Below are 21497 nucleotides of genomic sequence, written 5' to 3'. Positions count from 1 at the left end.
ACGAGAGTGAGAACTGGTAACGTCCACGTCGGGTCTTGGTGGCGGATAATAATTTCATCTGCTTTCGTTATATAGGTTTAAATTGATTTTCATCAGACGTTATAAATTTTCTTCCGAAGTCCGGCCATTACGTCCGGTTGCAACATGTCAGAACGCACCCGCCGTTCCGCGCTGAAGGTGATGGGTTCGACAATTGCACTCGCGGCCGTTCCCGGCACGGTGAACGCCGCGAGCGGATGGGCCTCCGCGTCGTCTCCCGTCCAGACGACCCTCCACGACGTGGAGTACGCCGACACCGGAGCGTACGCCGTCGGCGGCGGCGGCGACGTGGTCGAACGAACTAGCAACGGATGGCAGAAGATACTCGACGGCGGTGCCAGCGGCGGCGGCAACGACCTGTTGGGTTCGGACGTGACCGACGACGGCGAACGCCTCTGGTTCGTCGGCAAGAGCGGCGAAGTCGGCGAGTACGACGTGAGTACCGGGTCGCTCACGGACCGCTCGAACCCCCTCGATTCGGGTAACAACTTCTCCGATGTCGCCGTGACCGGAAACGCGGGGTCGGCCAACGTCTTCGCAACCGACCAGTCGGGCAAAATCTTCTACAACTTCGACAACGGGACGGCGGGCAAGTGGCACTCGGTCACGCCCGGAAGCGGTGCCGCGCTCCCGGCCATCGACTTCTTCGACCTGAAGGACGGCCACGCCATCGACACGAACCAGAAGGTGTTCGAGACCACCGACGGCGCGTCGTGGCAGGCTATCGGCAACAACGACGCTGGCGTCACCTTCTACGGCGTGGACTCCGACGGCTTCGACGACGTGTGGGTCTGTGGCGGCAACGGCACGGTGTTCCACTACGACGGCGCGAACTGGACCCCGACCGGTCTCGGCAACCCCGCGCTCCGGGACATCGAAGTCACGACCGACGACGGAGACGGCTACGCGGTCGGTGACGGCGGCGCGGTCTTCGACCTCACCAGCGGAACGTGGTCCCAAGACGACACCCCGACGGGCGCGAACCTGAAGGGCGTCGTCCGCGGTAGCACCGACATCGCGGTCGGCGCTGGCGGGACGATTATCGAGAACTGAGGTCTCTCGATTTCCGGGGAGCGAACTTACTTCACGCCCGGCGCGTGACCTACCGTCATGACCGACGCCAGCGAGCGCGAGACCGCCGCCCGACTCGCCGACCGGACCCGGAGCCTCGAACGCTCCAAGATTCGCGTGATGTTCGGACTCGCCGAAGAGGTCCGACGCGAGTCCGACCGCGAACTCGTCCGCCTCGAAGTCGGCGAACCCGACTTCGGCACGCCAGACCACGTTATCGGCTCCGCGGCCGACGCCGCGCGCGAGGGCGCGACCCACTACACCGAGAACGCGGGCATTCCGCCGCTCCGGGAGGCAATCGCCGACACGATGGCCCGCGAGAGCGGCGTCGAGTACGCGCCCGAGCAGGTGACGGTCAAGAACGGCGCGATGGAAGCCCTCTCGCTCTCGATGCTGGCGCTGGCGGGACCCGGCGACGAGGTGGTCGTCCCGACTCCGGCGTGGCCCAACTACGTGAATCAGGTCCAGTTGGCGGGCGCGACCCCGGTGACGGTTCCCCTGTCTGCCGACTCCGGATTCGACCTCGACCCCGAGCGAGTCGCGGCCGAAATCACCGACGACACCGCGGCCGTGATTCTGACCAGTCCCTCGAACCCGACCGGGCGGGTCTACGACGAGGACGCCGTGGCGGAAGTCGCGGCCGTCGCCGCGGCCCACGACGCCTACCTCGTCGCAGACGAGGTGTACGGCCGCCTGACCTACGACCGGGAGTTCCGCGGCGCGGCGTCCTACGTCGAGAACCCCGAGAACGTCGTGACTATCGACTCGTGTTCGAAGACCTACGCGATGACGGGGTGGCGACTCGGATGGCTCGCGGGACCCGAGCCGGTGGTCGATGCCGTCACCAGCGTCGGCGAGAGTACCACGGCCTGCCCGTCGAGCGTGAGCCAACAGGCCGCGCTCGCCGCCCTGACCGGGCCACAGGAACCAGTCGCCGAGATGAAGGCGGCGTTCGAGGAGCGCCGGGACTACGTGGTCGAGCGCGTGGCCGAGATGCCGGTGGTCTCGTGCCCCCGGCCGGAAGGCGCGTTCTACGCCTTCCTCGACGTGAGCGATTTATCCGGCGGGAGCTTCGAAGTCGCCGAGCGTCTCCTCTCGGAGTACGGCGTCGTCACGGCCCCCGGCGACGGGTTCGGTGACGCCGGGGAGGGGTACGTCCGGGTGAGTTTCGCCAACAGTCTCGACCGCATCGAAGAGGGATTCGACCGCATCGAGCGGATGGTCCGGGACGAGCGTTAGTCGTCCATCGCGTCCATGCACTGGCCGATGAAGGTGCCGTGGATGGCGAACACCTCGCCGTCGAGTGCGACTGCGGTACCGCTGGTCTCGTCGTGAGGGAAGTGCATCTCCACGGCGTCGTCGAACGACCGGACCGTGCAGTTGAGCGGGCCGTGTTCGTAGAGGCTCTCCTGATGCGGTTTCTCGACGGCCTCCAGTCGAACGTCGCGGACGACTTGGTCTATGTCGTCGTCGGTGTACTGGTCGGCAACGTCTTCGCGGACGTACAGCACTTCGCCGCCGTCGTCGTCGTAGTAGATGACGCTCCGCAGGTGGTCGCCGACGCGGTTTCGCAGGAACTCAGTCAGGGCTTCGGAAGAGGTCACTGACATACCAATCACTCGAAATTACAGGCTGTGTCGTATTAATCTTGCCGCGGTTTTCACTACGTAGAATCCGTCGTGGGATTCAGGGAAGGCGGTCGGCGACCCGCGCCTCCAGCGTCTCGCGGAACCGATGGCTCGCCTCGGCGTCGGTCGTGACCTCGATTACTCGGGTTCCCCCGCTCCCGACCGACTCGCGGAACGCCGACCGGAACGCGCCGAGCGTTTCGACGCGTTCGAAATCGAGGTCGTAGAGGTCGCCCGTCGCCTCGAAGTCCAGACCGTGGGGCGTCCGGAACTGCTCGGTAAAGGGTGGGTCGAAGTCCTCGATGGGGAGCATGTGGAAGATGCCGCCGCCGTCGTTGTTGATTTCCACGATGGTCGCGTCCACCCCGCACCGCGCGATTGCGAGCAAGCCGTTCAGGTCGTGGTAGTACGCCAAGTCGCCCGTGACGACGACGAGGGGGTCGTCGGTCGCACTTCCCGCGCCGAGTCCGGTGCTGGTGATGCCGTCGATACCGCTCGCGCCCCGGTTCCCGAGGACCGAGAGGTCGGCCGGTCGGGGTTGGCCGAACCGGTCCAAATCTCGGACCGGCATGCTGTTCGAGACCATCACGGTGGCCGGGTCGGGCGCGTATTGGGCCACCGCAGAGAGGACGCCGCCCTCGAAGAGTCGCTCGTCGCGGGCGTCGGCCACCAGCGACCAGTAGTCGCGCTCGGCGTCCGCGAATCGGTCGCGCCACGCCTCGTCACCCTCCGAACCGACCGCTTCGGCCAGTCTCCGGGCGAGTCGCGTCGGGTCGGCCGCGAGCAGGTCGGTGGCCGTAAAGGTCGCCTCGCGCCACCCGCCCGCGGGGTCCACGAGGAACTGGCGGGCGTCGGCGGCCTCCAGATACTGCCGGAGGACCTTCGAGGTGGGCGAGGCACCGAACCGCACGACCACCTCGGGGTCGGGCCACGAGTCGCCGACCGCGCCGAGGTAGCCGTCGTACCCGCCCGCGACGAGCGCCCGCGACCGGTCGCCGTCGGCGACCGGTCGCTCGCCGCTCGCAAGGAGGGCGGCGTCGTGGCCGAACCGGTGTCCAGAGAGCGTGTCGGCCAGAATCGGGAACCCGGTCGCCTCGGCGAGTTCGGCGAGCGCATCGCGGTCCGGCGCGGGGAGACCGGAGTCGGTCGCGGGCGCGTCCGCGGGACCGACGACGAGCAGACCCCGGTCGGCCGCCTCGACTGCTCGCCGGACCTCCCGGAGGTCGGTCCCGGCCAACTCCGGGTGGCCCCGCGCGGTCCGGACGAACGGCCGATTCCCGTCGCTCCCTGCCCGACCTTCGGCCGCGAGGGGTGCCTCGTCAGCGAAGTCCTCGGGCACGTCGCCGGGGACTTCGACCGGTTCGAGGGGCTTGCGGAACGGGACGTTGAGATGGACCGGACCCGGCGGGACGGCGGTCGATTCGGCAACTGCGCGGGCCGCCGTCGTCCGCAGGGACCGGAGCTTTCGGGTCTCGGGTTCGGGTTCGGGCAGGTCGGCGTACCACCGCACGGCGTCGCCGTAGAGCTTCTGCTGGTCGATGGTCTGGTTCGCGCCCGAGTCCCGGAGTTCCGGCGGGCGGTCGGCGGTCAGGACCAGCATCGGGACGCGGGCCTGATTCGCTTCGATGACCGCCGGGTGGAAGTTCGCGGCGGCAGTGCCCGAGGTGCAGACCAGCGGCGTCGGTTTCCCGGTTCGCTTGGCCCGGCCGAGCGCGAAGAAGGCCGCCGACCGCTCGTCCAGATGCGAGAACACCTCGATGTCGGGGTGGCGAGCGAACGCGACGGTCAGGGGCGTCGAGCGACTGCCGGGCGCGAGACACGCGGCGTCGATTCCGGCGGCGGCGAGTTCCGCGACGAGCGTTCGCGCCCAGAGCGTGTTTCGGTTCGGGGCGTCGGTCGAGTCGTCGCGGTCGCTCATCGTTCGAGTTCGTCCAGAATCGGCCGGTACTTCAGTTGGACCTCCTCGTACTCCTCGTCGGGGTCGCTGTCGCCGACGATGCCGTTTCCGGCGAAGAGGGTCGCCGAGTCGCCGTCGGTCACGGCCGACCGGATGCCGACCGCGAAGGTGCCGTCGCCCTCCGCGTCGAACCACCCGACGGGAGCGGCGTACCACCCGCGGTCGAACGTCTCGGTCTCGCGGATGGTCGTGAGGGCTTTCGCGGGCGGGAGACCGCCGACAGCAGGGGTCGGGTGGAGCGCCTCCACGATGGAGAGAACGTGGTCGCTGTCGGTCAGGTCGGCCTCGATGGGGGTCCAGAGGTGCTGGATGGTCGCCAGCTTTCGGACCCGGCGGTCGGCGACTCGGACCTCGCCCGAGACCGGCGACAACTGGTCGCGGATGGTCTCGACCACGAGACCGTGTTCGTGGGCCATCTTCTCGCTGTTCTCGATGCTAGCTTCGAGTTCGGCGTCCTCTTCGGGGGTGTCGCCGCGGCCGACCGACCCCGCGAGGGCGTCGGTCTCGACGGTTCGGCCCCGGAGAGTCGCCAGTCGCTCGGGGGTCGCGCCGAAGAACGCGCCTTCGGTCGTCGGTTCGAAGCAGAACCGGAAGCAGTCGGGGTACGACTCGCCGAGGCGTGCCAGCGCCGCGGGCACCGACACCTCGTCGGCGAGTTCGACCGCGAGGGCTTGGGCCAGCGTGACCTTCCGCAGGTCGCCCGCCTCGATGCGGGAGACGGCGGCGCTGACCTGCGCGGCCCACTCCTCGCGGGTCGTGGTGGGTTCGGCGGCGACGACGCCCGGCGGGTCGGAGTTCGTCCCCTCGGGCGCGTCGGTCAGCGTCTCGCGGACCTCGGCGAGTTCGCGCTCGACCGCCTCCGGGGTCGTGTCGCGGTCCGAGACCGTCAGCCACGTCTCGCCGTTCGCGCGGGTCAACTGGGTTCGCGGCAGGACGAACTCGGCGGCCCCGAACCCCTGCCACGGCGGGGACGGGTCGTGGTCCTCGTGGAACGAGAACCCGCCGAAGAGTCGGGGGCGCGCTCGGTCGGGTCCGTTGTAGTCGAGTTCGGCGAAGAGGTCGTCTGCGTCCTCGCGGACCTCCTCGAACCGGTCGGTTCCACTGGCCGTGACGCGGGCGGCGGTGCCGCCGCCTGCGAACTCCGGGCCGTAGGGACTGGTCCAGTACGTCCGGGGTGCGTCCCGCCCGGCGAGAAACGGTCGGGGGTCGCAGTCCGATAGCTCGCAAGCCCGGCTCACGAGGGCGGAGCCGGTCGGTTCGGCCGACACCTGTCCGTCGCGGGGCGGAGACTCCATTCAGTCGAACTCAGGAGGCGGGAGCCTTTAGTCTAACTGAATCGCTCGTGAGGGGTTCGGTTCCGGCGACAAATAACTATGTTTCTCTGCGCGTGCGAGAGCGAAGCGACGAACGAGCGAAACGGACGGCGACCGAGCGACCGGAGGGAGCGAGGGAGCGACGATACCCGCACTCGGCCGACCAGACCACACGACGCGCCCGGCCGACCAAACCACGGGACGCGTCCGGCCGACCAGACCACACGACGCGCCCGGCCGACCACCTGCCGTCGGGTGGATAAAGGGGCCGCCCGCTCGCGGCCGAAGGCCGTGGTCGTCTCAGTGACCCCTCTCGAAGGTGAGCGAAGCGAACCGGAGAGATGTCACTGAGCGACCGCGAGCGGGCGGGGGCTTTCGAGACCTTCTTCATCGGGGTTTCTGCGGTCTCACTCCCGTTTCAGACGACGTGTAGCGAGCGGGAGGTCGAAACGCGACGACCACCGAGAGAGAACAATACGAACAACCCTTTAAGAACCCTATATATTTCTAATAGAAAGGAAAATATTTCTCAAAGCCCGCTCTACCAGTCTATTCCGACGAAAGAGAATCCCCCGTTTCTAGCTGTACCGCTCTTCGTTCCACGGGTTCGCGGAGTTCGAGTACCCGCGTTTCTCCCAGTACCCTCGCTCGGGTTCGGTCAGGAACTCGACGCGGTTCACCCACTTCGCGCCCTTGTAGGCGTACTTGTGGGGCGTGACGACTCGGAGCGGACCGCCGTGTTCGCGCGGCAGTCGGTCGCCGTCGAACTCGTAGGTGAACAGGACTTCCTCGCGCATGCAGTCGTCGAGCGGTAGGTTCGTCGTGTAGTCGTCCATCGCCGAGAACATGACGTGAACCGCGTCGTCGTGAACACCGGCCATCTCCGCGAGGGCCGGGAACGTGACGCCCGTGAACTCGCAGTCGAACTTGCTCCACCCGGTCACGCAGTGGAAGTCCTGACTCTGCGTCTCGGTCGGCAGGTCGCAAAACTCGTCCCACGAAAACGACAGTTCCTCTTCGACTGCGCCCGTGACCGTGAACTCCCACGTCTCGGGGTCCCAGTCGGGCGTTCCGCCCTTCGAGAGGACCGGAAACTTGCTCGTCTTTCGCTGACCCGGCGGGAGACGTTCGCCGTCGAACTCCTCGTGGAGGTCGGTTACGTCCGTGACGCTCATGTGGGCCACTGGGCGTCGGACGCAGGTAGATGTATCGACTACGTACGGACGAGAGCCGACCCCGACGCAGAGACCGCAACGCGCCAATCCAACGCGACGTTTCTACAGTATAGGCCCGACCTATTTCGAGTTGCCAGTGCTGTTCGGCAGTATCGACTCAATAACAAAGGCCCGCCTGTCCCAAAACGTAGTCCGCATGGCAACAAAAGAACGACGCACGGCTGGTCAGGACCAGACCGTACAGACCGCCGAGGAGACCGCGACCGACGTGACGGTCCTCGCGGCGGCGACTTCGACGCTACTCGCACTCCACCAGTTCTTCGTGCGAGGTAACCGGATGCAGGGTCTGTTCATCGGTCTCTGGCCGCCGACGATTCTGGCCTTCGCCAGTTACTACAACCAGAAGCGAATCGAGAAAGCGGTCACGGCGCTCGGTCCGAACCGCATCATCAACTCCATCGAGCAGATGCTCGGCAACCGCTGAAACCGCGACTGACGCCATTTTTCGGTTTTCCTAATCCACGGTTGAGTATCGAATAGAGCAACATATATTCGGGAATATGGAGCATACGTTTCGATACCCTCAACCTTTCTTTCACTTACGACCGAAATGGTTCGTCGTGACCCGTTCTCGTCCCCGTCAGACTTAAGAACACCCCTCCCGAAGCCACCAATGTTCCAATGCCGAAGGTAGAGATAACTATTCCGGAACATCTCGAAATGCAGATCGCCCAGATGGTAGAACAGGGCGAGTTCGTCAACCGCGAGGAAGCCATCGAGGACCTCCTCTCGACGGGTCTCAAGGCCTACAAGACGAGTGGACCGATGGACGACGATGACCGCGAACCCGGCCTCGAAGACGAAGGTATGATGGGCCACGAGGACGAGTACGTCTTCTAACCATCTCTTCTCGGAGCGTGCGAAGCGTTCTCAGAAACCCTTAAATCAGATACTTCCTTATCCACGGACATGCACAAGGACGAACTTCTCGAACTCCACGAGGAGATGGTACTCATCATGGAGTACTTCCAAGACCAAGAGCGCGTGACCGACGGCCTGTTCGACCCCTACGAGGAACTCGACGTGGACCCCTCGCACGTCCACAAGTCCAAGAGCGAACACAAGCACGCCGTCTTCGTCCTCGGGAACGCCCTCGCCACCGCGATGAGCGACGACGAGTTCAGCGAGGCGGGGCGCATCGGCAAGCGCATGCAGGAACTCGCCGACGACGCCGAGTCGAAAATCTGAGCGCCGACGCTCTTCGACCGCCGCCACGAGGCGCACTGCACTCCTTTACTCGCTACTCTTCTCGGATTCTTCTCCGTCCGCTCGTCCGAAGGTTTACGTACCGGACCGGGACCACCTCGGGGTACGCCTCTCGGCGTTCCAGCTTCCTTCGCCCGCCGATTTAAGCCTCTCAGGGACGAACTCGGAACGATGACCGACAACGTTCGGGAGTACGAGGTGGCCGTGGTCGGGGGCGGACCGGCCGGTCTCACGACTGCGCTGTACACGACGCGGTTGGGTCACGACACCGTGGTCGTCAATCGCGGCGGTGGTCGGGCCGCCATGATGACCGAGACTCACAACGTCATCGGCGTCACCGAAGACGTGTCCGGAAACGAACTTCTCCGGACCGCCCGCGAGCAGATTCGACACTACGGGGCCGACTACCTCAGGGAATTCGTGTCGTCGGCCGAGCGCACCGACGACGGTCGTTTCCGCCTCTCGACCGGGGACGAGAGCGACGGTGACGTACCCGATTTCCTCGCAGAGCGCGTGGTGCTTGCGACCGGATTCACCGACGAGCGACCCGACCCCCCTCTGCCGCCGACCGGTCGGGGCCTCCACTGGTGTCTCCACTGCGACGCCTACCTGTTCGTGGACGAACCGGTGTACGTGATGGGGACCGGCGAGTCGGCCGCGCACGTCGCGATGATTATGCTCAACTTCACCGACGAGGTGGACCTGTTGACCCGCGGGGGCGACCACGAGTGGAGCGACGAGACCGACCGCCAGTTGCGCGCCCACCCCGTCGAAATCGTGGACGCGGGAATCGTCGGGATGGAGAAAGACGACGACGGGTGGCTGGCCGGGTTTGAGTTCGAGGACGGCCAGTTCCGGAAGTATCGCGGCGGCTTTCCGATGTACGGGTCGAACTACAACGCCGAACTCGCTGACCGACTCGGGTGCGAGCGAAACGACGACGGCACCGTGGCGGTCGGCGACGCTGGCGAGACCAGCGTCGCCGGAGTCTACGCCGTCGGCGACCTCACGCCCGGCCACAACCAGATTCCGGTGGCGATGGGCGAGGGCGCGAACGCGGGCATCGACATCCACTACGGACTCCGGGAGTTTCCGAAGTCCGTCGAGGAAATCCAGACCGAGGGCGACGTGTCGCCCGACGAGGTGCCGGGAATCTCCGAGAAGTTGCGCGAGGCGGCCCGCGAGTTCCGGGCGTCGGGCGACGACTGACGCGCCCGGACGCGCTCCGGCTTTAAGTGATTCCCGCGACAAGGAGTAGATACGAGCGAGGTGCGGTTCTCCGGGGAGTTTCTATCCGCCAGCCTCCGGCCCGTCGAAAACCGTAGGTGCTATTGTTCGCTCGTCGTAACCGTCCACTAATGAGCGACATGGCTACCGAACACTCACGACGCGAGGCGTGGCTGATGGCCGCCCGGCCCCACACGCTCCCGGCGGCCGCCGCGCCGGTCGTCGTCGGGGTCGGTCTCGCCGTTCACGAGGGTCTGTTCGCGCCGCTCCCGGCGCTGGCGGCCTTCCTCGGCGCGGCCCTCATCCAAATCGGCACCAACTTCGCCAACGACTACTACGACGCCGTGAAGGGCGTCGACACCGACGAGCGCGAGGGGTTCACCCGCGTCACCCAGTCGGGTCTCATCCCGCCGAACGAGGTCAAGCGCGCGATGTACGCCACCTTCGCGCTGGCGATACTGGTCGGGGTCTATCTGGTCTGGGTCGGTGGCCTGCCAATCCTCGTCATCGGACTCGCCAGCGTCGTCTCGGGCATCGCCTACGCCGGGGGTCCCTACCCCCTCGGGTCGCACGGACTCGGCGACCTGTTCGTCTTCGTCTTCTTCGGCGTCGTCGCGGTCACGGGCACCTTCTACGTGCAGGCGGCCAGCGTGTTGTCCGGGGCCTTCCCGACGGGGATTCCCGAGGGGACGGTGACGTTCGCGGCGTTCGTCGCCAGTCTTCCGGTCGCGGCCATCTCCACGGACATCCTCGTCGTCAACAACGTCCGGGACCTCGAAACTGACCGCGAGGCGGGCAAGAAGACCCTCGCGGTCCTCGTCGGGTACACGGCCAGTCGCGCCGAGTTCGTCGGCCTGCTGGCGCTCTCGTACGCCGTGCCGGTCTGGTTCTGGCTCGCGCGAGGGTTCTCCCCGGCGGTCCTCTTGCCCCTGCTCACGCTTCCCTACGCCGCCTCCATCGGGCGGACGATGCTGACCGACACCTCCGGCGAGGCGCTGAACCCCGCGCTGGAGCGAACCGGAAAACTGCTCGCGGGCCACTCGGTGCTGTTCGCCCTCGGGTTGCTCGCCTAATCATGCACGCCGAACTCCGCCCCTTCTCGCTCCCGCTTGCCGACCCCCTCGACACGGCGCGAGGGACCATCGAGCGCCGCGACGGCGTGCTGGTCAGACTGGAGACCGAGGAGGGCGCGGTCGGCGTCGGCGAGGCCGCGCCGCTTCCGGGGTGGACCGAACACTACGACGAGTGCGAGTCGGTCCTCGCCGACGCGACCACGGCAATCGAGCGGGCCGACGACCCCCAGTCCGTCGTCGCCGACCTGCTGGCCGACCTCGATTCGACCCCGGCCGCGCGCCACGCGCTCGACCTCGCGCTCGCGGACCTGCGCGCCTCGCGCGAGGGCGTCCCGCTCTACCGATTTCTCGGTTCGGAGACGCGCGTCGAGAGCGTGCCGGTCAACGCGACGGTGGGTGACGCGCCAGCGGACGAGACGGTCGCCGAGGCCGAGTGCGCGGCCGACGCCGGATTCGAGTGCCTGAAGCTGAAGGTCGGCGCGCGTCCGCTGTCGGCCGACATCGAGCGAGTCGAGGCCGTGAGCGAGGCGCTCCCCGAAGTCGAACTCCGGGCCGACGCCAACGCCGCGTGGACCCGCCAGCAGGCCCAGCAGTTTTTCGACGCCGCGGGCGACCGACTCGCCTACGTCGAGCAACCACTGCCAGCGACCGACATCGCGGGGTTGGCGGCGCTCTCCGGGCCGGTCGCGCTGGACGAGACGCTCGCCGAGGTCGGATTCGCGGACGCCCTCGACGCGAATCCCGAGGCGGTCGTCCTGAAGCCGATGGCGCTTGGCGGTCCCCGGCGGGCGGTCGAAATCGCCGAGCGCGCCCTCGTGGAGGGGATTGCGCCGGTCGTGACGACCACCATCGACGGCGCGGTGGCCCGGACCGCCGCGGTCCACGTCGCGGCGGCGATTCCGGAGGTTCCGGCGTGCGGACTGGCGACGGCCAAGTTACTGGCGACGGACCTCGGTCCGGACATCGCGCCGGTCGCCGACGGCCGGGCAATCGTCCCGCAGGGCGAGGGCAACGGCACCGCGGACACGTGGAGGTACGATGACTGACGGGAGCGGCGCGGGAACTGCCGCGCCGACCCGCGACTGGTTGGCCCACCGCGCTCGGGTCTCTCCAGAGGCGACGGCGCTCGTCGAGGCGGACGACGGTGAGCAGACCGACGGACGACGGTGGACCTACGCCGAGTTGGACGCGGCGGTCGAGGGGACCGCGGGCCGACTCGCCGCCCTCGGCGTCGGGGCGGGCGACCACCTCGGCGTGCTGATGGAGACGCGGGTCGCGTTCGTCCGACTGGTCCACGCCGCGATGCGCCTCGGCGCGGTTCTGGTCCCGCTGAACGCCAGACTCGCCCGGCCGGAGTTGGCGCGGCAGGCAGAAGTCGCGGACCTGCATCTGGTCGTCTGCGAGCGAGCGACCGAGGCGGACGCGGTGGCGACTGCGGACGCCACCGCGTCCGCGACGGGGACCGCGGTCCCCGTCGCGTCGGTCGATTCGCCGGAGACCGAGGGGGTCGCCGCGCTCGCGGAGCGAACTCCCGCCGACTTCGACCCGGCGTCGTGGTCGTGGGCGGACGCCCAAGCGATGCTGTTCACCTCCGGGACCACGGGCGACCCGAAGGCCGTCGAGTTGGCGACGGGCAACTTCCTGTCGAGCGCCGTGGCGTCTGCGTTCCGACTCGGCGTGACGCCCGACGACAGGTGGTTGCTCTGCCTGTCGATGTACCACATGGGCGGGTTGTCCGTGGTCCTCCGGTCGGCGCTCTACGGGTCCACGGTGGTCCTCCGAGAGGGCTTCGACGCCGCGGACGCGGCGGACGCCATCGCCGAGTACGAGGCGACGGGCGTCTCGCTGGTGCCGACGATGCTCCGCCGGATGCTGGACGCCCGAGGTTCGCTGGCCGACTCGCTCCGGTTCGTCCTGTTGGGCGGCGCGCCCGCCTCGGAGGAACTGCTCGCGCGGTGCGAGGACCGCGGCGTGCCGGTCCACCCGACCTACGGCATGACCGAAACCGCCTCCCAAATCGCCACGGCCCGGTCCCGCGAGGCGTTCGCCCACCGCGGGACCGTCGGGCGGCCACTGCTCTGGACCGACCTGACCGTGGTCGGCGACGGCGGCGACCCGCTTCCGGCGGGCGAGGCGGGCGAACTCGTCGTCTCCGGGCCGACGGTCACGCGGGGTTACTACGGAGATTCGGCGGCCACGTCCGACGCTTTCGGCGAGTACGGCTTCCACACCGGCGACGTGGGCTACCGCGACGAGGCGGGTCGGGTGTGGGTGCTGAACCGCCGCGAGGACCGCATCGTCACCGGCGGCGAGAACGTCCACCCCGGCGAGGTGGTCGAGGTGCTTCGGGACCATCCCGACGTTCGCGACGCCGCCGTCGTGGGACTGGACGACGACGAGTGGGGCGAGCGAGTCGCGGCGCTGGTGGTTCCGGCGGGCGGTGCGGACCTCTCCGCGGACGACGTGACGGCCCACTGCCGGGACCGACTCGCGGGGTACAAGCGACCCCGGACGGTCGGGTTCGCCGACGCACTCCCGCGGACTGCCTCGGGGACGGTAGAGCGCGAGGCAGTTCGGGAACGGCTTCGGGGCGTGGATTGCGGAAACGGAAGGTAGACGAGCTGAAGTAGGTGTTTTTCGTGTTCTGGTGACGCAAGGGTGTCAGTTGGGTTGCGGTGTCGTGCGATGCGGTCCTCATCGGTTCGAGCCTGAAGCTAGCTTTCTGCCGTCGTGATGCTGTTTCCGTGTGCCGTCGTGACGACTCCAGTTCGGAGAAGCTAGCTACTGCCGACTCCTATCAAACCGCACCCGCACCGCAACCGCGGGCCACGTCCTCCCCAACCGACTCCTTCACTCCCTTCGGTCGTTCAGTCGTCCCTCGCGCGGTCGGCGCGACACGCTTCGCGGTCGCGCCGGCGCGCGCCGGTCGAGAGGCAAACACATCTGAATGTTAGAAAAATAAATACATTTCCTAAGAAAATGATTTTATTTCTCCGTTCGAAACCCAGACGAACACCTCACACGACCCACTCACGACCACCGACAGAATCGACCGCGCCCGCGACATTTTAGCCCGACAAGCGCGTAATCTCGGACGTGTGTACCCTCATCCTCGCGTGGCAGGTGTTCGACGGGACGCCGATAGCCGCCGCCGCTAACCGCGACGAAGCGCTCGGCCGACCCTCGCGGCCGCCGAGAGTCCTCGACCGGGACCCGACCGTCGTCGCGCCGCAGGACGAAGAGGCCGGAGGAACGTGGATAGGCTACAACGACGCGGGCCTGTTCGTCGGCGTGACGAATCGGCGGTCGGACCTCGCGGGCGAGCGTTCGCGCGGCCTGCTGGTGCGCGACGCGCTGGCGCGGGAGTCGGCGAACGACGCGATTTCGTTCGTCCGGAACGAACTCGCCGACCGCGAGTACGCCGGGTTCAACCTCGTCGTCGCCGACGCCGAGGAAGCCGAACTGCTGGAGTGGGACGGCGTGCTTCGCTCGACCCACTTCGACCCCGGCGTCCACGTCGTGGTCAACGAGGGCTACAACGGCGAGGCCGCCAAGTCCGCCCGCGTTCGCGAGGCGGCCCGACCCGACGGCGAGATGACAGTCGAGACGTGGTTCGACGGCGTGACCGGCGTCCTCCGCGACCACGACTTGGAGACCTGCGTCCACGGCGAGGGGTACGGCACCCGGTCGTCATCGCTGGTCGCCGTCGAGGAGTCGGGCGACGGCCGTTACTGGTTCGCCGACGGCACGCCCTGCGAGACCGACTACGAGGTCGTCGCCGCGCCCGACGAGGACGGTCAGTTTTAAACCGCTCGGGGTCCGTGGTTGGGGTATGGCAGTATCCGAGGAGGACCTCACCGACGCGGAACGCGCGGGGCTGGAACTCGTCCGGGAGTCCGGCGGTATCCACCAGAGCGACTTCTGGAAGGAGTTGGACGTGGACTCCCGGAAGGGCAGTCGCATCGTGGAATCGCTGTTCGAGAAGGGACTCGTCCAGCGCGAGGAGACCATCTACGAGGGACACAACACCTACCTCATCACGCCCGCGGCCCGTGACCTCGATTTCTCGCTTCTGATGGCGGGCGACATGCTCTCGCCGTTCATCGGCGAGGAGGAAGTGGACGCCGAGAGCGACGCCTTCTCGCAGTGGATTATGAACCTCGCGTACAGCGAGTGAGGTTCGGCGGTTCTTCTTAGCGGTTCTTGGCGTTTTTGTGGTCGAGTGCCGACAGCGACGACCGAATCGTCGGTCCCTTCGGCAGAGTCGAACGATTGGGTTCGGACAGAAAACATTTATCGAGTCGGTCTGACGCCCCAAGTGCATGTCCCGAAACCAAGCAATCGAAGCCCTCAGCGAACGGCCTCGTCTGGTCGGCGCACTGTTCACTGCATCCATTCTGCTGATGAACGTCGGGAACGTCCTCGCGGTCGGCGGCGGCGGCAAGGCCGGACCGTAAGTCGCCGTCCGCCGACTCACGCCCCGCAGTCGATTACTCCGTTTTTCCGCCGTCTCCATCGTCCGCCGCCTCCACCGCTGGCAGTCGCCGCACCACCAGCGCGGGCGTCACCGATTGGGTCGAGACCTGCTCGGACACCTCGCCGAAGAACCGCTCCTGAATCGACGGCTTGCTCTCGCCCATCACCACGAGGTCGGTTTCGCTCGCGGCCTCGGCGAGCGTCTTCACGGGCGTCTCGGAGACGACGATTTGCTCGGTCAGGCGCGCCCGCGGGACCCCGGCGGCGACCAGCGACTCGACTGCGGCGTCGATGAGCGCCCGTCCCGCCGCTCGCTCGTCCTCGGCGTCGGCGACGTGGTAGAGGGTCGCGGTCGCGTCGGTCGCTTCGAGGAGTCGGGCGACGAGCGCGACGACGCGCTCGACGTTGACCTCGCCCCGGAGCGGAACCAGCACGTCCTCGACCACCGGTGCGGGGTTGTTCAGCAGAACGGCGTCGCAGGACTCCTCGACGGCGACTCGCTCGAACGTCTGCTCGGGTTCGTGGGTGAACACGATGCGGGTCTCGACGGTACCGCCGACTTCCTCGAAGGCCGCCACGAGGTCGGCCAGTTCCTGTTCCATCCGTTCTTCGAACTGCATCCGGGCCTGTCCCGGCGGCGTCTGCTCGGGCAGGGCGTGGTAGCCGACCAGTTCGACCGGAACCGTCGAGAGCGCCGCCACGAGCGCGGGCGCGAGGCTCTCGCCGTCGAGGACCGCGAGCGGGACCAGCACCTTGGGTTCGTCGGGGACGTTCATAAGGCACCTCGGAGTCGCACGTCTGCCGCGTACAGGCGGTACCATACGCCCGCGCCGACCATGATACTGACGCCGACGACCTGCGAGAGCGGTTGCATGAACGCGACCAGTCCGAAACTCGCCACCGCGCCGAGAACCGGGACGAGAGGGTAGCCCGGCACGGTAAACGACGGGTCGTACCAGTCGGGGTCCGACCGTCGGAGTCGGACCAGCGCCACGCACATCAACCCGTACATCACGAGGTGGAGGAACGACGCGACTTCCGCCAGCACCTCGACCCGGCCGACCGCCACGAGCAGGAGAACCGGCCCGCCAGCCAGCAACAGCGCGACGTGCGGGGTCCCCCACCGGAGGTTGACCTCGCTCGCGCGCCGGGGGACCAGCGCGTCCCGACTCAGGGCGTAGAGGGCGCGCGACGAACTCAGAATCGAGGCGTTCGCGCTAGACACCGTGGCGAGCAGTCCCGCCACGAGGATGGCGACGGCACCCCCGGCCCCGAGCAGGTCGCGGGCAACCGCGACGATGGCCGTCTCGCCGAACGCCGAGAGTTGCGCGCTCCCGAGTGCGCTCGTCGCCACGAAGATAGTCACGACGTAGAGCGTCCCGACGGCGAGGACCGACCCGACCATCGCCAACGGAAGGTTCCGTGAGGGGTCTTTGATTTCGCCAGCGACGGTCGCCACTTGCGCGAACCCGAGGTACGACGTGAACACCAGCGCCGCCGTCGTCACCACCGGGAACGGGCCGAACGGCAGGAACGTCTCGGGTGCCGTCTCGCGGCCGAACACGCCGAGCGCGTCGAAGGTGCCGTAGGTCAGGAAGCCGACGAGGACGACGACCAGCAGGCCGACCACCGCATTCTGGAACTTGGCGGCGTTCTCGGTCCCGGTGACGCTGATGGCGGTCAACAGGACGCCGAACGCCAGCGCCAGCGGCGTGACCGGACCGACGCCGCCGACCGGAACCCCCACCTCGACCAGCGCGGCCACCGCGTACTGGCCGAACCCGACGAGGTAGAACGCCGAGGCGAACACGAGTCCGAGCCAGATGCTCAGGCCCACGACGGCCCCGAACGCGGTCCCCATCGCCCGCGAGACGAAGTAGTAGCCCCCGCCGCTCCGGGGCATCGCCGTCGCCAACTCCGCGGTCGGCAGGGCCACGAGCAACGCGATTGCCGCGCCGATGGCAAAGGAGAGCGCCGCCGCGGGACCGGCCTCTCCGGCCGCGAGACCGGGGAAGACGAAGATGCCCGCGCCGACCATCGTCCCGACGCCGATGGCGATTCCCCCGCCGAGACCGATGGTGCGCTCCAGTTCCACGCCGCCCTCGTGGACCGTTGCTTCGGGCGTCGTCTCGCCTTCTTCGGGGTGAACGCCTTCCTTCTCGGGGTTCGGCGGTGGGGAGGATTCTGCGGTCTCGCTATCGGTCATACGGTCTCTCCGACGCCGACCGACTAATTTCTGTGGCCGGAAGACCGGATAGTTGCTGGCGTCGAGTAGACTGAAACAGCTTTTCAGCAACAAAAATTATGCGAAAGTAGCAACGGGATTTCAGATATGCCACCTCGTGACATCACGAACGCCTTAAGCGAACGGCCCCGTTTGGTCGGAACCCACTACAACACTTTTTATATAACAAGTTGCCCTTCGGTCCCGACAGACTCAGTTCTCCACCGCGCTCCCGACCCGGATAATCTCCTCCTCACCGAACGCGGGACCGATGAACTGAATCCCGACCGGAAGCCCGTCGGTCTCGCCCGCGGGCACCGAAATCGCGGGCAGGTCCGCGAGGTTCACCGGGACCGTGTTGGCGTCCGCGAGGTACATCTGGAGGGGGTCGTCCAGACTGTCGCCGACCTCGAACGGCGGGGTCGGCATCGTCGGACTCGCAAGCACGTCCACCGACTCGAAGGCCTCGTCGAAGTCCTGCTTGACCCACGCTCGGGCGTCTTGGGCCTGCTTGTAGTACTTGTCGTGGTACCCCGCCGAGAGCGCGTAGGTGCCCAGCAGGATGCGCCGTTTGACCTCCTCGCCGAAGCCTTCCTCGCGGGCCTTCGAGAACGTCTCGTTCCAGTTGCCGTCGAAGCCTCCGGAGTGGCCGTAGCGCACGCCGTCGAAGCGCGCGAGGTTCGAGGACGCCTCGGACATGGCGATGACGTAGTAGGCTTCCACCGCGTGTTCGACCGAGGGGAGCGAGACTTCTTCGACGGTCGCGCCCTGCGCTCGGAGGTCGTCCAGCGTCTCCTCGAATCGGTCTTTGACGCCCTCGTCCGCCCCCTCCACGAGTTCGGTGGGGACGCCGATGGTAGTGCCCTCAACGTCGCCCGTCGCGGCGCTGGCGTAGTCCGAATCCTCGCCCTCCTCGCGGGTCGTCGCGTCGTTTCCGTCCGGGCCGCTGATTACGTCCAGAAGCGCGGCGGCCTCTTCGACGGTGGGCGCGAGCGGACCGATTTGTTCGAGGCTGTTGGCGTAGGCGACGAGTCCGTAGCGCGAGACGAGTCCGTAGGTGGGCTTGATGCCGACGACGCCGCAGAAGGCGGCCGGGTTCCGGATGGACCCGCCGGTGTCGCTCCCGAGCGCGAGGTCGGCCTCGCCCGCGGCGACGGCGGCGGCGCTTCCCCCCGAGGACCCGCCGGGGACGCGGCCCGGTGCGACCGGGTTCTCTGCCGCGCCGAACGCCGAAGTTTCGGTGGTCGAACCCATGCCGAACTCGTCCATGTTGGCCTTGCCGACGATGGTCGCGCCCGCCTCCTTGAGTCGGCGGACGACGGTTGCGTCGTAGGGGGGCACGTAGTCGGCCAGCATCTCGGAGGCGCAGGTCGTCCGGACGCCCTCGGTGCTGATGTTGTCCTTGACCGCGACGGTGCTGTCGGCGAGGGGACCGTCGGACTCGCCTTCGATGGTCTCCTCGGTGATGAAGATGTTGTGGTCTGCGCTCATGGTTAGTAGACTGGTAGTCGGTGGTTACGAGACGTTCGGTCCCTTGAAGTAGCCGTCTTCGGTCTCGGGGGCGTTCGCCAGCGCCTCGTCCTGACTCAGGCACTCGCGGGCTTCGTCCTCGCGCATGACGTTCACGAGTTCTGTCTCGCGTTCGACCTCGGGTACCTCGTCCAGCGTCTCGAAGTAGTCGAGGATGTCCGCGAACTGGTCGGTGAACCGCTCGACCTCCTCGTCGTCGAGTCCGACGCGCGCGAGGTCGGCGACGTGACGGACCTCCTCGGGACCGGGAGACGTATCGCTCATGTTCGTCACAACCCGTGGCGCGTCGGTAAGGGTTTCGATACCGACCCCTCGAACCAAGTATTAAAGATTGGTGAATCGAGGGGGCGGAAGAAAACTCGGAGACACGAGAGTGAAGGCCCGAGAACCGCCGATACGCGCCGGACGCGAAATCGGAAGAACCGGTCGTTGCCACAGTCTTTAAGTACGAACGGCTACAACTAGGGAACGTCTTCTGAATCCCGTCGTCCAGCCGTCCCGTCTGTGGAGTACCGGCGCATCTACCGATGGCTGTCCCATTTAACTTCCAACATGACCGAAACACGCACCCGAAATCGAACCGACGAGCGAGCCACCGAAGAGATTGACCACGAACGCGAGCAGAACCGCTGTCCGGAGTGTAGCGGGAAGCTCGTCTCCGACGACGAACGCGGTGAGACGGTGTGCGGTGAGTGCGGTCTCGTCGTGGACGAGGACCAAATCGACCCCGGTCCGGAGTGGCGGGCGTTCGACGCCAAGGAGAAAGACCAGAAGAGTCGGGTCGGCGCGCCGACGACGAACACGATGCACGACAAGGGTCTCTCGACCAACATCGGCTGGCAGGACAAGGACGCCTACGGCAACTCGCTGGGGTCACGCCAGCGCGAGAAGATGCAACGCCTGCGCAAGTGGAACGAGCGGTTCCGCACCCGCGACTCCAAGGAGCGCAACCTCAAGCAGGCGCTCGGCGAAATCGACCGCATGGCCTCCGCACTCGGCCTGCCGGACAACGTTCGAGAGACCGCTTCGGTCATCTATCGGCGGGCGCTCGACGAGGACCTCCTGCCGGGCCGGTCCATCGAAGGGGTCGCAACCAGCGCGCTCTACGCGGCGGCCCGCAAAGCGGGCACGCCGCGGAGTCTGGACGAGATTACCAACGTCTCGCGCGTAGAAAAGGACGAAATCGCCCGGACGTACCGCTACGTCGTCCGGGAGCTGAACCTCCAGATTCAGCCCGCCGACCCCAAGAGCTACGTCCCGCGGTTCGTCTCGGACCTCGGGGTCAGCGACGAGGTAGAGCGCCGCGCCCGTGACCTGCTCGACACCGCGACGGAGAAGGGCATCCACAGCGGGAAGTCGCCGGTGGGTCTCGCGGCCGCCGCCGTCTACGCCGCCGCACTGCTCAGCAACGAGAAAGTGACCCAGAGCGAGGTCAGCGACGTATCCGACATCAGCGAGGTCACGATTCGCAACCGCTATCACGAACTGCTCGAAGCGAAAGAAGACGCCATCGCGCCCTAGATAACTGTTTTACGGCGAGCGGTCCGGTTCGAGTCGCACGTCGAGTAGCTTCGGCTCCGCGCTTCGAGGGGTGTTCGTCTTCTTCTCGACCGAGTAGAAGTATAAAATTGTTTGTTTAAGAAATATAAACCCATGCTAAGAAAACGTGTAGTTGTCCGAAAGCAGGCGCGCTCGGCCGACCAACCCATCGGAACGCGCTCGGCCGACCAACCGACAGGGGTGGATAAAGGGGCCGCCCGCTCGCGTGCAGTTTAGTCGCCTCCGCGGGCCACTATTCGAGCGAGCGAAGCGAGCGAGAATATCCCGCGGAGCGACCGCGAGCGGGCGGGGGCTTTCTGGGCGTTCTTCCTCGCAGTGACTGTGGTCGCGGTTGCAGTGCTGTTGCGGAGCGAGTATTTCTGAATCCCCTCCGCGACGAGACCAGCGACGACAGGAACGACTCCGACGACGCCGACGACCGCACGAACAGCAGAGACGATGCCGACGAAAACAGCAGAGACGACGACCGTACCGACGACAAAAATCACAACGACAACGACAAAGACCGCAGAGACGACAACAGCCACAGCAACGGTCGAGACGCTGACTCCGACGACCCCCCGAAGCCGAGAACCATCACTTAATCCATCCGAGCGACAACCCGCGACCACGAATGACGACGCCGAGCGAGACCCTGACCGTCGAACTCACGTTCTACGCCACGTTCCGCGAGGCGGTGGGCCGGAAGTCTCTCACCCGCGAACTCCCGGCCAGCGCGACCCTCGGGGACGCGCTGGCCGACGCCGCCGAGGAGTACCCGGACCTCGACGGCGAGATACTGGACGAGTCCGGAGAACTCCGCCACGGCGTCCGTGCGCTCAAGAACGGCCGGGAGAGTGCCGACGCCGACACCCGCCTCGAAGACGGCGACGAGGTGAGTTTCGTGACGCCGATTCACGGCGGGTAGCCCGACGGGGGACCACGCGCTCGTGCGTCGGGACCACGCGCTCGTGCGTCG

The 21497-nt window shown here is 66.9% G+C and carries 23 protein-coding genes; 14 read left to right on the top strand and 9 right to left on the bottom strand.

From position 1 onward, the window contains the following. The first annotated feature begins 144 nt into the window (after positions 1-144). Both P2T60_RS06680 and P2T60_RS06675 read left to right on the top strand, forming a co-directional pair. Positions 145-1092, top strand: coding sequence for a WD40/YVTN/BNR-like repeat-containing protein (locus P2T60_RS06680; protein WP_276281773.1), 948 nt, complete (start codon positions 145-147; stop codon positions 1090-1092). Positions 1093-1149: 57 nt separating this feature from the next. Then, entirely contained in the window at positions 1150-2349 is a 1200-nt protein-coding gene (locus P2T60_RS06675; RefSeq protein WP_276281772.1) for a pyridoxal phosphate-dependent aminotransferase, read from the top strand. Here the strand turns inward: P2T60_RS06675 and P2T60_RS06670 are convergent. The 4 genes from P2T60_RS06670 to P2T60_RS06655 form a co-directional block, all read right to left on the bottom strand. Then, positions 2346-2720: a DUF7522 family protein gene (locus P2T60_RS06670; RefSeq protein ID WP_276281771.1), complete on the bottom strand. Its 375-nt coding sequence runs from the start codon at positions 2718-2720 to the stop codon at positions 2346-2348. The genes P2T60_RS06675 and P2T60_RS06670 overlap by 4 nt on opposite strands. Before the next feature lie 76 nt (positions 2721-2796). Continuing rightward, entirely contained in the window at positions 2797-4656 is a 1860-nt protein-coding gene (gene menD / locus P2T60_RS06665) for a 2-succinyl-5-enolpyruvyl-6-hydroxy-3-cyclohexene-1-carboxylic-acid synthase (protein ID WP_276281770.1), read from the bottom strand. Beyond that, the gene (locus tag P2T60_RS06660) at positions 4653-5990 is read right to left on the bottom strand and encodes an isochorismate synthase (protein WP_276281769.1); all 1338 of its coding nucleotides are present in this window, start codon (positions 5988-5990) and stop codon (positions 4653-4655) included. The genes menD and P2T60_RS06660 overlap by 4 nt, the downstream gene beginning before the upstream one ends. A gap of 596 nt (positions 5991-6586) precedes the next feature. Continuing rightward, complete coding sequence (locus P2T60_RS06655; protein ID WP_276281768.1) at positions 6587-7183, bottom strand: sulfite oxidase-like oxidoreductase; 597 nt, start codon at positions 7181-7183, stop codon at positions 6587-6589. A gap of 196 nt (positions 7184-7379) precedes the next feature. Between P2T60_RS06655 and P2T60_RS06650 the strand changes: the two genes are divergently transcribed. The 10 genes from P2T60_RS06650 to P2T60_RS06605 all read left to right on the top strand — a co-directional run bounded on the left by P2T60_RS06650 (position 7380) and on the right by P2T60_RS06605 (position 15206). After that, the gene (locus P2T60_RS06650; protein WP_276281767.1) at positions 7380-7667 is read left to right on the top strand and encodes a hypothetical protein; all 288 of its coding nucleotides are present in this window, start codon (positions 7380-7382) and stop codon (positions 7665-7667) included. Positions 7668-7864: 197 nt separating this feature from the next. Then, complete coding sequence (locus P2T60_RS06645; protein WP_115865556.1) at positions 7865-8083, top strand: ribbon-helix-helix domain-containing protein; 219 nt, start codon at positions 7865-7867, stop codon at positions 8081-8083. 69 nt (positions 8084-8152) lie between these two features. After that, positions 8153-8431: a UPF0058 family protein gene (locus P2T60_RS06640; protein ID WP_128478264.1), complete on the top strand. Its 279-nt coding sequence runs from the start codon at positions 8153-8155 to the stop codon at positions 8429-8431. Positions 8432-8620: 189 nt separating this feature from the next. Next, complete coding sequence (locus P2T60_RS06635) at positions 8621-9658, top strand: NAD(P)/FAD-dependent oxidoreductase (RefSeq protein ID WP_276281766.1); 1038 nt, start codon at positions 8621-8623, stop codon at positions 9656-9658. A 149-nt stretch (positions 9659-9807) separates the two neighbouring features. Next, complete coding sequence (locus P2T60_RS06630; protein ID WP_276281765.1) at positions 9808-10749, top strand: 1,4-dihydroxy-2-naphthoate polyprenyltransferase; 942 nt, start codon at positions 9808-9810, stop codon at positions 10747-10749. Positions 10750-10751: 2 nt separating this feature from the next. Beyond that, entirely contained in the window at positions 10752-11795 is a 1044-nt protein-coding gene (gene menC, locus P2T60_RS06625; protein ID WP_276281764.1) for an o-succinylbenzoate synthase, read from the top strand. After that, positions 11788-13365, top strand: coding sequence for an o-succinylbenzoate--CoA ligase (gene menE, locus P2T60_RS06620; protein WP_276281763.1), 1578 nt, complete (start codon positions 11788-11790; stop codon positions 13363-13365). The genes menC and menE overlap by 8 nt, the downstream gene beginning before the upstream one ends. A 480-nt stretch (positions 13366-13845) precedes the next feature. Further along, on the top strand, positions 13846-14556 hold the full coding sequence (locus P2T60_RS06615) for an NRDE family protein (RefSeq protein ID WP_276281762.1): 711 nt from the start codon (positions 13846-13848) through the stop codon (positions 14554-14556). A gap of 25 nt (positions 14557-14581) precedes the next feature. Continuing rightward, entirely contained in the window at positions 14582-14926 is a 345-nt protein-coding gene (locus tag P2T60_RS06610; protein ID WP_276281761.1) for a helix-turn-helix transcriptional regulator, read from the top strand. Between the two features lie 145 nt (positions 14927-15071). Beyond that, positions 15072-15206: a DUF7503 family protein gene (locus tag P2T60_RS06605; protein WP_276281760.1), complete on the top strand. Its 135-nt coding sequence runs from the start codon at positions 15072-15074 to the stop codon at positions 15204-15206. A 33-nt stretch (positions 15207-15239) separates the two neighbouring features. Here the strand turns inward: P2T60_RS06605 and P2T60_RS06600 are convergent, their stop codons facing one another. The 4 genes from P2T60_RS06600 to gatC form a co-directional block, all read right to left on the bottom strand. Continuing rightward, positions 15240-16001, bottom strand: a complete 762-nt coding sequence (locus P2T60_RS06600) for a universal stress protein (RefSeq protein ID WP_276281759.1) — start codon at positions 15999-16001, stop codon at positions 15240-15242. Continuing rightward, on the bottom strand, positions 15998-17431 hold the full coding sequence (locus P2T60_RS06595; RefSeq protein WP_276281758.1) for an APC family permease: 1434 nt from the start codon (positions 17429-17431) through the stop codon (positions 15998-16000). Before P2T60_RS06595 ends, P2T60_RS06600 begins: the two co-directional genes overlap by 4 nt. 231 nt (positions 17432-17662) lie before the next feature. After that, entirely contained in the window at positions 17663-18940 is a 1278-nt protein-coding gene (gatA, locus tag P2T60_RS06590; protein WP_276281757.1) for an Asp-tRNA(Asn)/Glu-tRNA(Gln) amidotransferase subunit GatA, read from the bottom strand. A 24-nt stretch (positions 18941-18964) separates the two neighbouring features. After that, positions 18965-19243 (bottom strand): Asp-tRNA(Asn)/Glu-tRNA(Gln) amidotransferase subunit GatC, encoded by a 279-nt coding sequence (gatC, locus tag P2T60_RS06585; protein WP_276281756.1) that lies wholly within the window; start codon positions 19241-19243, stop codon positions 18965-18967. Positions 19244-19531: 288 nt separating this feature from the next. Between gatC and P2T60_RS06580 the strand changes: the two genes are divergently transcribed. Beyond that, positions 19532-20500, top strand: a complete 969-nt coding sequence (locus P2T60_RS06580) for a transcription initiation factor IIB (RefSeq protein ID WP_276281755.1) — start codon at positions 19532-19534, stop codon at positions 20498-20500. Positions 20501-20751: 251 nt separating this feature from the next. Here the strand turns inward: P2T60_RS06580 and P2T60_RS06575 are convergent, their stop codons facing one another. Continuing rightward, complete coding sequence (locus tag P2T60_RS06575) at positions 20752-21066, bottom strand: hypothetical protein (protein WP_276281754.1); 315 nt, start codon at positions 21064-21066, stop codon at positions 20752-20754. 86 nt (positions 21067-21152) lie between these two features. On the opposite strand from P2T60_RS06575, the gene P2T60_RS06570 reads away from it, so the two are divergent. Continuing rightward, on the top strand, positions 21153-21446 hold the full coding sequence (locus P2T60_RS06570) for a ubiquitin-like small modifier protein 1 (protein WP_276281753.1): 294 nt from the start codon (positions 21153-21155) through the stop codon (positions 21444-21446). The last annotated feature ends 51 nt before the right edge of the window (positions 21447-21497 follow it).

It is taken from the genome of Halorussus caseinilyticus, from assembly GCF_029338395.1.
Lineage (GTDB): Archaea > Halobacteriota > Halobacteria > Halobacteriales > Haladaptataceae > Halorussus > Halorussus caseinilyticus.
Note: the sequence above shows the minus strand (reverse complement) of the source record. Positions and strands in the feature narration are given on the sequence as shown.

What these genes read in the sequence shown, in the direction of transcription:
- gatC (WP_276281756.1), bottom strand. Translation starts at nt 19,243, where the DNA reads ATGAGCGATACGTCTCCCGGTCCCGAGGAGGTCCGTCACGTCGCCGAC.
- P2T60_RS06635 (WP_276281766.1), top strand. Translation starts at nt 8,621, where the DNA reads ATGACCGACAACGTTCGGGAGTACGAGGTGGCCGTGGTCGGGGGCGGA.
- P2T60_RS06605 (WP_276281760.1), top strand. Translation starts at nt 15,072, where the DNA reads ATGTCCCGAAACCAAGCAATCGAAGCCCTCAGCGAACGGCCTCGTCTG.
- menC (WP_276281764.1), top strand. Translation starts at nt 10,752, where the DNA reads ATGCACGCCGAACTCCGCCCCTTCTCGCTCCCGCTTGCCGACCCCCTC.
- menD (WP_276281770.1), bottom strand. Translation starts at nt 4,656, where the DNA reads ATGAGCGACCGCGACGACTCGACCGACGCCCCGAACCGAAACACGCTC.
- P2T60_RS06650 (WP_276281767.1), top strand. Translation starts at nt 7,380, where the DNA reads ATGGCAACAAAAGAACGACGCACGGCTGGTCAGGACCAGACCGTACAG.
- P2T60_RS06580 (WP_276281755.1), top strand. Translation starts at nt 19,532, where the DNA reads ATGACCGAAACACGCACCCGAAATCGAACCGACGAGCGAGCCACCGAA.
- P2T60_RS06630 (WP_276281765.1), top strand. Translation starts at nt 9,808, where the DNA reads ATGAGCGACATGGCTACCGAACACTCACGACGCGAGGCGTGGCTGATG.
- P2T60_RS06595 (WP_276281758.1), bottom strand. Translation starts at nt 17,431, where the DNA reads ATGACCGATAGCGAGACCGCAGAATCCTCCCCACCGCCGAACCCCGAG.
- gatA (WP_276281757.1), bottom strand. Translation starts at nt 18,940, where the DNA reads ATGAGCGCAGACCACAACATCTTCATCACCGAGGAGACCATCGAAGGC.
- P2T60_RS06680 (WP_276281773.1), top strand. Translation starts at nt 145, where the DNA reads ATGTCAGAACGCACCCGCCGTTCCGCGCTGAAGGTGATGGGTTCGACA.
- P2T60_RS06640 (WP_128478264.1), top strand. Translation starts at nt 8,153, where the DNA reads ATGCACAAGGACGAACTTCTCGAACTCCACGAGGAGATGGTACTCATC.
- P2T60_RS06670 (WP_276281771.1), bottom strand. Translation starts at nt 2,720, where the DNA reads ATGTCAGTGACCTCTTCCGAAGCCCTGACTGAGTTCCTGCGAAACCGC.
- menE (WP_276281763.1), top strand. Translation starts at nt 11,788, where the DNA reads ATGACTGACGGGAGCGGCGCGGGAACTGCCGCGCCGACCCGCGACTGG.
- P2T60_RS06570 (WP_276281753.1), top strand. Translation starts at nt 21,153, where the DNA reads ATGACGACGCCGAGCGAGACCCTGACCGTCGAACTCACGTTCTACGCC.
- P2T60_RS06645 (WP_115865556.1), top strand. Translation starts at nt 7,865, where the DNA reads ATGCCGAAGGTAGAGATAACTATTCCGGAACATCTCGAAATGCAGATC.
- P2T60_RS06675 (WP_276281772.1), top strand. Translation starts at nt 1,150, where the DNA reads ATGACCGACGCCAGCGAGCGCGAGACCGCCGCCCGACTCGCCGACCGG.
- P2T60_RS06600 (WP_276281759.1), bottom strand. Translation starts at nt 16,001, where the DNA reads ATGAACGTCCCCGACGAACCCAAGGTGCTGGTCCCGCTCGCGGTCCTC.
- P2T60_RS06655 (WP_276281768.1), bottom strand. Translation starts at nt 7,183, where the DNA reads ATGAGCGTCACGGACGTAACCGACCTCCACGAGGAGTTCGACGGCGAA.
- P2T60_RS06610 (WP_276281761.1), top strand. Translation starts at nt 14,582, where the DNA reads ATGGCAGTATCCGAGGAGGACCTCACCGACGCGGAACGCGCGGGGCTG.
- P2T60_RS06660 (WP_276281769.1), bottom strand. Translation starts at nt 5,990, where the DNA reads ATGGAGTCTCCGCCCCGCGACGGACAGGTGTCGGCCGAACCGACCGGC.